This window comes from Methylobacterium sp. WL18 (genome assembly GCF_008040015.1).
Taxonomy (GTDB): Bacteria; Pseudomonadota; Alphaproteobacteria; order Rhizobiales; family Beijerinckiaceae; genus Methylobacterium; species Methylobacterium mesophilicum.
Genome location: NZ_VRVD01000153.1, coordinates 1 through 8,830, shown reverse-complemented (window position 1 = coordinate 8,830; position 8,830 = coordinate 1). Strand labels below are relative to the sequence as shown.

At 62.5% G+C, this 8,830-nt stretch carries 7 protein-coding genes; 4 read left to right on the top strand and 3 right to left on the bottom strand.

All coding sequences use genetic code 11. The features are described from left to right. The first annotated feature begins 138 nt into the window (after nucleotides 1-138). Complete coding sequence (locus FV228_RS13250) at nucleotides 139-852, top strand: AAA family ATPase (RefSeq protein WP_348645048.1); 714 nt, start codon at nucleotides 139-141, stop codon at nucleotides 850-852. Nucleotides 853-870: 18 nt separating this feature from the next. Beyond that, nucleotides 871-2,244, top strand: coding sequence for an AAA family ATPase (locus FV228_RS13245; protein ID WP_147855050.1), 1,374 nt, complete (start codon nucleotides 871-873; stop codon nucleotides 2,242-2,244). Nucleotides 2,245-2,440: 196 nt separating this feature from the next. Here FV228_RS13245 and FV228_RS13240 read toward each other — a convergent pair whose 3' ends face one another. Further along, nucleotides 2,441-3,070, bottom strand: coding sequence for a L,D-transpeptidase (locus FV228_RS13240; protein ID WP_147855049.1), 630 nt, complete (start codon nucleotides 3,068-3,070; stop codon nucleotides 2,441-2,443). A gap of 406 nt (nucleotides 3,071-3,476) precedes the next feature. On the opposite strand from FV228_RS13240, the gene FV228_RS13235 reads away from it, so the two are divergent. Beyond that, a complete protein-coding gene (locus FV228_RS13235; protein WP_147855048.1) occupies nucleotides 3,477-4,766 on the top strand; it encodes an ArgE/DapE family deacylase in 1,290 nt (429 codons plus the stop codon). Between the two features lie 229 nt (nucleotides 4,767-4,995). Here FV228_RS13235 and FV228_RS13230 read toward each other — a convergent pair whose 3' ends face one another. Together FV228_RS13230 and FV228_RS13225 are read right to left on the bottom strand one after the other, a co-directional pair. Further along, nucleotides 4,996-6,057 (bottom strand): SDR family oxidoreductase, encoded by a 1,062-nt coding sequence (locus FV228_RS13230; RefSeq protein WP_147855047.1) that lies wholly within the window; start codon nucleotides 6,055-6,057, stop codon nucleotides 4,996-4,998. A 435-nt stretch (nucleotides 6,058-6,492) separates the two neighbouring features. Continuing rightward, the gene (locus FV228_RS13225) at nucleotides 6,493-7,827 is read right to left on the bottom strand and encodes an aspartate aminotransferase family protein (protein ID WP_147855046.1); all 1,335 of its coding nucleotides are present in this window, start codon (nucleotides 7,825-7,827) and stop codon (nucleotides 6,493-6,495) included. 152 nt (nucleotides 7,828-7,979) lie between these two features. On the opposite strand from FV228_RS13225, the gene FV228_RS13220 reads away from it, so the two are divergent. Next, nucleotides 7,980-8,540 (top strand): cupin domain-containing protein, encoded by a 561-nt coding sequence (locus tag FV228_RS13220; protein ID WP_147855045.1) that lies wholly within the window; start codon nucleotides 7,980-7,982, stop codon nucleotides 8,538-8,540. Nucleotides 8,541-8,830: the final 290 nt, after the last annotated feature.

The window sequence follows — 8,830 nt, the reverse complement described above, 5'->3', positions numbered from 1 at the left end:
AAAGAAGATGGGGGATGGGCGGGAAGAATAAATTAAAAATAAGCCTCAAATTGCAAAAATGGATTGAATTTGCAACCTAAGGATGATAAATCCCATCAATGATGGTGCGTTGCAATAATATATATAACGCCCGCAGCTTTGGAGAGCATTTTGCGAATTGAACGTTTAGATATCACAAATTTTCGTGGCATTCGATCAATATCAATGACCGATCTGGGCCACATAATAATTATAGCTGGACAAAATGGGTCCGGAAAATCCTGCATATTTGATGCTATTCGACTTTTAAAATCGGTCTATGGAGGATATCAAGCAAATGAATGGCAGCAATGGATGGGAGAATTTCAAATTGTGCTTTCTAATAGAGCAAGTGATTACAAAACAATATTAAACGATGCGAATAAAGAGCTAAAAATATCCTGCGAGTTCAAGCTTGCAGAGGATGAAAGAGCGTTCATTTCAGCAAATATTCACGAATTGCTCAAAGAGTATGTTTGGAGGCTTGAGTTGCCCGAGGCGTATTCTTGGGGCGGATATAAAATGGCACTATTTGCCGCCCAATTCCGGGATCGAGAAGCTGCAGTTGGTCAACGGGCCTTCGCGCTTTATCCAGAGTTCCTTCGAGAAATTACAGCGCCGACAATAAGGGGTGAGGTTACTATTCCAACAGGAGGTGTTCCTCAAATCACTCAGTCGATAGCACTTGCATTAATATTTAGTACATTTCGCCCGAATGAGATCGGGGTCTTAGATTATCATGGGGCGCAAAGACATTATGGGCGAGAGTCAGTTCAAGGCATAAACTTAAATCTATATGCGAATGAGCAACAGCGTAGTCAGACTGCGTTGTAGAATTATTCGCAGAAATATATGAATGTTAAAGGGGAAATGGCTGCGTCATATGTTAAGGAAATACTTGCTGAACAGGCCGGGGTACCTCGCGCATCGCAATCGACCTTAAGTAGTACACTTAAGGAATTGTTTGAGACGTTTTTCCCAGACAAAGAGTTTCTCGGCCCTGCGCCGAAGGCAGATGGCTCGCTTACATTTCCGGTGAAAACCAAAGATGGCAACACGCATGATTTAGATGAATTAAGCTCTGGTGAGAAAGAAATATTGTACGGTTATCTTCGTATTAGAAATTCGGCGCCAAAAAATTCAATCATCATTTTAGACGAGCCTGAGCTTCATTTGAATCCACGCCTAATTCGTGGCTTGCCACAGTTTTACAAAAAGCACCTAGGTGAAGCCCTTAACAATCAAATTTGGTTGGTTACGCATTCTGACGCTCTTTTGCGAGAGGTCGTCGGCGCAGCTAATTACAATGTTTTTCATATGCTCCCGTGTTCGAACATTTCTCGGAATGAATCTCAGCTCCGCCCGCTGAAAGCTAACGCTGATTTAGAATTGGCATTAGTTGATCTTGTTGGAGATTTGGCTGCTTACCGGCCTGGAGGCAAAGTTATATTATTTGAGGGCGGCGGGGATTCTGACTTTGACCGAAAAGTCGTAGCGGCGCTTTTTCCTAATATTCAGGGAAAGGCAAATCTAATTTCAGGTAGCAATAAGGCAAGGGTAAACGCGTTGCATGAAACCCTTGATACGGCATCTAAACAAGGGCAGCTGCCGTATGAATTTTATGCGATCACCGATAAGGACTCGGATGGAAGTGAATCTCGGGCTGAATCAGTAAATGTGTTCAGCTGGGATGTGTATCATATTGAGAACTATTTTCTTGAAATTGACTACATTCAAGGTGTGCTTCGATCTCTTGGATTGGGAAATTCACTAACAAAAGAGCAGATCATCGACGAATTGCGACAAGGTGCTTCAGAAACACTTCCGCAGCTTTTGAGGCACGAATTATCAGAATTTGCAAATGCTACTCTGGTTTCTTCCATCAATACGGGGACCGATCCAAAAAAGGGTGATCTTGCGGGTGAATTATTTCAAGCCATAGATCGATCAGTCAAGCGAGTTAAGGCCGCTTCGGAAAACGCGCTAAGTTTGGACAAAATGCGTGCTAAAGAGCTCGAACTATCGACAGCATATCAAACTAATTTGGCAGATGGATCTTGGGTGAAGACTTTTCGGGGGAGAGATATACTTAGACGCTTCGCCGGTAAACACGCAAGTTCTGTGCAGTACGAAGTATTTAGGAATTTAATTTTATCTCGAATGCAGGACGATAATTATCAACCTGTCGGCATGAAGATCGTCATTAATAAAATAGTTCCGGATTAATTTAACTTATCCTGGGGTGGTGAAAATTATTTGCACGGAAAGCTAATTACAGATGTAACATCGCCAACGGTAGAAGCAACGATTGTATAATATTAACTCTGTAAATAAAGATGTTTACGATTTTTGGATAAAAACATAATTAATTTCGTGTTCACTGTCATTGAGATTGGTGGCAGCGATAAAAATATCCGCCCTATCACTCCTCTAGCTCGACCGGATACCCATAACCCGGTACCGGCGCGTAGGCCGGGCGCACGGCGGTTCGGGCGTACGAGGCCGGGACCGTGCGCCGGCCCATCTGGTCCAGGTCGGCCAGGGTGTCGTCCGGGGCATAGGGATCGCGGCTCCGGGCGAGCCGGCGGGTGCGCGTGCCGCGCTCGGCCACCAGGGCGTCGGCGCCCTCGATCTGGACGCGGGTCCGGCCCGCCCCCTGGGCTTTCACGAGGTTGAACAGGGTCGCGGCGTTGCGCACCGACAGGCGCACGCAGCCATGCGAGGCCGCGCGGCCGAGGCTGCGGACGTGGTTGGTGCCGTGGATCGCGTGGCCCTGGTTCGTGAAGAACATCGCGAACGGCATGGGTGCATCGTCCCACTCCTTCGAGAAGTGGGTGCGCTCCATCCGGAACGGCCGATAGGAGCCGGAGGGCGTGTCGTAGGCCTCGACCCCGGTGGAGACCGGCCAGGTGTAGCGCGGCTGCCCATCGACCGAGACCTCCATGCGCTGGGCGGATTTGTCGACGGTGATGAGCACATCCGCCCGGGCCGCCGGGGACGCCGTGCCCCACAGGAGCAAGCCGGACAGGACCGAGACCAGACCGATACGCATGAACGACCTCGATGGAGGGGGAAAAGACCGCTTCGAGATAGGCTAAGCCCTTGGCAACGCCAAGGTTCCTGGGCGGAATCCCGCCGCCCCGGGGTTCGACTGCGCAGGCGCTGCCACAGCTGAGTCCTGCCCGCCTCCGGGTGGCGGCGATGCCGTCGCGCGCCGCATCCGGCAGGGGTTTTTCGGGGCTGTGGCTTTTCGGGGCGATCCGGCCGCCTTCGCCGTCATCGCGGGGGGCGCGAACCAATCCCTTGCAGCGCGCACGCGGAACTTGGCTTGGCCCTCGGCCCCTTCCCAGGACGGGGCGGCCTGGCTTCGGCACGGAAGATGCCCTCCACGGAAGTTGCGCCCGTTGACACAAACCCGCCGCCGGGCGCCACCTATCCATCCCAGATCCGGAGATCTCATGGCCCTCGACCCCGCCCTCGCCGCCGAGATCGAAGCCTCCGTGGCCGAAGGCTTCGCCGACCAAGTCGCGCACACGCAGGCGCTGGTCCGGTTCGCCTCGCTGCGGGGCGCGGAGCATGCCTGCCAGGATTACGTGTTCGGGGCGTTCCGGGCTCGGGGCTACGCCACCGAGCGCTTCGCCATGGACCGGGCCGCCATCGCGGCCCATCCGGGCGGCTCGAAGATCGACGCGCGCCACTCGGACGCCCCGATCGTGGTCTGCCACCACCGCCCGCAGACCGAGACCGGGCGCTCGCTGATCCTGCAGGCCCATGTCGACGTGGTACCGGTCGGGCCCCTCGACCTGTGGACCCATCCGCCCTTCGATCCGGTGATCGAGGGCGACTGGCTCTACGGCCGCGGCGGCGGCGACATGAAGGCCGGGCACGCCGCCAACCTGTTCGCCCTCGACGCGCTGGCCCGCCTCGGCCTCCAGCCCGCCGCCGCGGTGACGATCCAGTCGGTGGTCGAGGAGGAATCCACCGGCAACGGCGCGCTCGCGACCCATCTGCGGGGCTACCGGGCCGACGCCGTGCTGATCCCGGAGCCCGAGGACGAAAAGCTGGTGCGCGCCAACACCGGCGTGCTGTGGTTCACCGTCGAGGTCCGGGGCGTGCCCGTCCACGTGCGCGAGATGGGCGCCGGCGCCAACGCCATCGACGCGACCTATCGGGTCGTCGCCGCCTTGCGGGAGCTCGAGGCGCGCTGGAACGCCGAGAAGGGCGCGCACCGCCACTTCGAGGCAGAGGACCATCCGATCAACCTGAATATCGGCAAGATCGAGGGCGGCGACTGGGCTTCCTCGGTGCCGGCCTGGTGCCGGATCGACTGCCGCGTCGCGCTCTATCCGGGCGTCCCGGCGGCCCGGGCCGCCGCCGAGATCGAGGCCGCGGTCTCGGACTTCGCCCGCACAGACCCGTTCCTGGGCAACAATCCACCGCGCGTGGCCTTCAACGGCTTTTACGCCGAGGGCTACGTGCTGGCAGAGGGCTCCGAGGCGGAGGCCGTGCTCGGCCGGGCGCACGAGCGGGCGATGGGCGCGAAGCTGCAGAGCTTCATGTCGCCGAGCTACCTGGATACGCGGGTCTACGCCCTCTACGACCGGGTGCCGGCCCTGTGCTACGGGCCGATCGCCCAGAACGTCCACGGCTTCGACGAGCGCGTGAGCCTCGCCTCGGTGCAGCGCTGCACCACCGCGATGGCGTTGTTCGTGGCCGAGTGGTGCGGGACGGAACGGCGGGCGGGCTGATGGGTCGGGTTGATTTTGGGAGGAAGGACAGAGCCCTCTTTCCGACCGAGTTCCGATCGTCGCGCGACGACTTATGTCGGTCGCAACGTGCCCCCCCTCCCGTGCGGGAGAGGGTTGGGGTGAGGGACCAGGTTTTTCCGGGCAGGTCGCACCCCTCACCCTGTCCCTCTCCCGAACGGGAGAGGGGACCCACGCCCCATCCAGCGATGGATGAGCCCACTATATCCCCTTAGGGAATCAGCCGATCCGCCCGGAGCCGGGTGAACAGGTCGTAGAACGCGTCGTCGGTGGGCTGATACGCCGTAAAACCCAGCCGCCGGCTCTTGCTCATGTCGGTGACGACCTCGATCGGCCGGCCGAGATCGGCATCGGTGTGCCAGGGCGAGGCCAGTTTTTCGAGGTCCGGCTCGGCTAGGTCATGGCGTTTGGCGATCTCGGCCCAGGCCGGCCCGTCCTGCGCCATCCTGTCCTCCAGCGGCCGGACCGTGCCGTCGAACGGCACCGCCTCGATCCCGAACCAGTCGGCGATCCGGCCCCACATCCAGCTCCAGCGGAAGACGTCGCCGTTGACGACGTTGAACGCCTCGTTGGCGGCCTTGGGCTCGGTGGAGGCCCAGAGCAGCTGGCGGGCGAGCAGCCTGGCGTCGGTCATGTCGGTGAGCCCGTTCCACTGGGCGGCCGAGCCCGGGAAGGTGAACGGGCGCTTCAACTCGCGGCACAGGGTGGCGTAGCAGGCCAGCGTCGTGCCCATGTTCATGGCGTTGCCCACCGCCTTGCCGATGATCGTATGCGGGCGGTGCACGCTCCAGGTGAAGCCGTCCCGGGCGCTGGCATCGAAAACCGCGTCCTCCTGGGCATAGTAAAAATTCTCGATGTCGAGCCGGCCCTGGTCCTCGCGGAACGGCGTCTGCGGCAGGGTGCCTTTGCCGTAGGCCTCGAACGGGCCGAGATAGTGCTTCAGACCGGTCACCAGGGCGACGTGGCGGACGCTCTTCTGCGGCCGCAGGGCGTCGAGCAGGTTCTCGATCATCGCCCGGTTGACCCGGATCATCTCGGCCTCGGTCGGGCGCCGCTGCCAGGTCGCCAAAAAGACGTGGCTCGGGGCGAGGCCGGCCAGCGCCGTCTCCAGGGAAGCCGGGTCCTGCAGGTCGGCCACCACCGGCTCGACCCCCGCCAGATCCACCGGCTTGCGGGCGAGCCCCGCCACCCGCCAGCCCTCCCCGGCGAGCAGCGCCCCGGTGGCGCTCCCGACGATCCCGCTGGCGCCGACGATCAGGGCGGTGTTCGACATGCACATCCTCTCGACCCGGCTCACATCCCGGTTGAGCGGCAGATGCGGCCGGCACCTACAGGCTTCAAGGCCGCCCGGCGCCGCCCTCCCCCGCGCCGCGGGTATTGGCGGAGGCGATTGGTAGAGAGGCGTTCTCGTCGCTGGCCGCTTTCAGGATGGGACCGATCGTGCTCGTGGAGGACTCGGGCGCAGAGAACTATTTCTTCTTTGAAGGATGCGGGCATTGCACCGCCGTCCGAACATCCTCCTTGTCATCCCGGGGCCGCGAAGCGGAACCCGGGATCCATAACCGCCGACAGCGCAAGCATTTCCACCGTCGGCGGATCTGGATTCCGGGTTCGCCTTCGGCGCCCCGGAATGACAAAGCGGTTTATCGTGCCGCCAGAGCATCATCATCGATCGGTGTCGGGAGGCGCGTCCGCCGCCCCCCGCTCCTCACGCCACCCGGTCGATCGCCGCGCCCAGCACCTCGACGATCTCGCCGATCTGGCCGCGCTCCAGGATCAGCGGCGGCGACAGGGCGATGATGTCGCCGGTGACGCGGGTGAGCAGCCCGCGCGCAAAACAATCCACGAACAGGTCGTAGGCGCGCTTGCCGGGGGCGTCGGGCCGGGGGGCCAGCTCGATGCCGGCGATCAGCCCGATGGTGCGGATGTCGATGACGTTCTTGCGCCCGCGCAGGTCGTGCATCGCCGTGGCCCAGTCGTCCGCCAGGTCGGCGGCGCGGGTGAGCAGCCCCTCCTCCCGGTAGATGTCCAGCGTGGCGAGGCCGGCCGCGCAGGCCACCGGGTGGCCCGAATAGGTGTAGCCGTGGAACAGCTCGATCCCGTCGGGGCCGTTCATCAGCGCGTCGTGCACCGGGCGGCTGGCGAACACCGCGCCCATCGGCACCGTGCCGTTGGTCAGGCCCTTGGCGCTGGTCACGAGGTCCGGCACCACGCCGAAATAGTCCGTGGCGAAGGGCGCGCCGAGGCGGCCGAAGCCGGAGATGACCTCGTCGAAGATCAGCAGGATGCCGTGCTTGGTGCAGAGCGCGCGCAGGCGCTCGAGGTAGCCCTTCGGCGGGATCAGCACGCCGGTGGAGCCCGCCACCGGCTCGACGATGCAGGCCGCGATGGTCTCGGCCCCATGGAGCGCCACCAGCCGCTCCAGGTCGTCGGCCAGCTCCGCCCCGTGCTCGGGCTGGCCCTTCACGAAGGCGTTGCGGGCGGGATCGTGGGTGTGGCGAAGGTGGTCGGTCCCGTTGAGCTGCGGGAAGACCCGGCGGTTCGAGACGATGCCGCCCACCGACAGGCCGCCGAAGCCGACGCCGTGATAGCCGCGCTCCCGGCCGATTAGCCGGGTCCGGGTGCCCTGCCCGATCGCCCGCTGGTAGGCGAGCGCGATCTTAAGGGCGGTGTCGACCGATTCGGAGCCGGAATTGGTGAAGAACACCCGGTCGAGGCGGTTGTCGGGGCCGCCCGGGGCGATCTCGGCGAGCCGCTCGGCGAACTCGAAGGCGATCGGGTGGCCCATCTGGAAGGTCGGGGCGAAATCGAGCGTGGCGAGCTGGCGCTCCACCGCGGCGGAGATCCCCCGGCGCCCGTGCCCGGCATTGACGCACCAGAGCCCGGCTGTGCCGTCCAGCACCGTGCGGCCGTCGTCGGCCGTGTAGTGCATGCCCTGCGCGGCCACGAGCATGCGCGGTGCCGCCTTGAACTGGCGGTTGGCGGTGAACGGCATCCAGAAGGCGTCGAGCGACGGCGTGTTGCGCAGGGGATGGTCGGTCATGGGTCGGCTCTCCGGGGCGACGTCCGATCCAGGGGACACCCTGGCGGATCGGGCAACAAGTCCTTTTCTGATCGCCGCCAAGCCCTTGCAGAATCGGGGCCGCGGACGGCACCGTTGCGGGATCCTCAACACCTAAAACGGGGCCGGGACGGATGAGCATCGATGTCGGCGCGCGGCTGCGCTTCGTACGCGCCCGCCACGGCCTGTCGCAGCGGGCGCTGGCCAAGCGCGCCGGGGTGACGAACTCGGCGATCTCGCTGATCGAGGCGAACCGGGTGAACCCCTCGGTGGGCGCCCTGAAGCGCATCCTCGACGGGGTGCCGATCGGCATGGCCGAGTTCTTCGCGCTCGAGCCGGAGCCGGAGCGCAAGGCGTTCTTCGCCGCGAACGAGCTCACCGAGATCGGCCGCAGGGCGACCAAGGGGGCGATCTCGTTCCTGCAGGTCGGCGACAGCCTGTTCGGGCGCAAGCTCCAACTCCTGAAGGAGCGCTACGAGCCCGGGGCCGATACCGGCCGCGTGCCGCTCTCCCACGAGGGTGAGGAGGGCGGCATCGTGCTGTCCGGGCGCCTGGAGGTCACGGTCGGCGAGGAACGGCGCATCCTCGGCCCCGGCGACGCCTACAGCTTCGACAGCCGCCGCCCGCACCGGTTCCGCTGCGTCGGGCCCAACCCGTGCGAGGTGGTCAGCGCCTGCACGCCGCCGAGTTTTTGAGCCCTGGAGGCTCGGGGGCTCCACCCCCGAACCCCGCCAAAGGGCTGAGCCCTTTGGAAACCAGGTCTTCACGGGTTTCCACTCAAAGGCGGCGGATCCGGCTAACGCCGGATTCAAGGGCTCGCGTTAGAACGGTCGCATGAGCACCCTCGCCGCCACGGCCAGCCAGATGCTGGCGACGTCCCAGAACCAGGCGATCGGCACCGCGGTGGCGCGCCAGCAGATCGCCGCCGAGAAGGCCGTGGCCGGCCTCGTGGCGGAGACCGCCCAGGGCGGCGCCGCATCCGGGC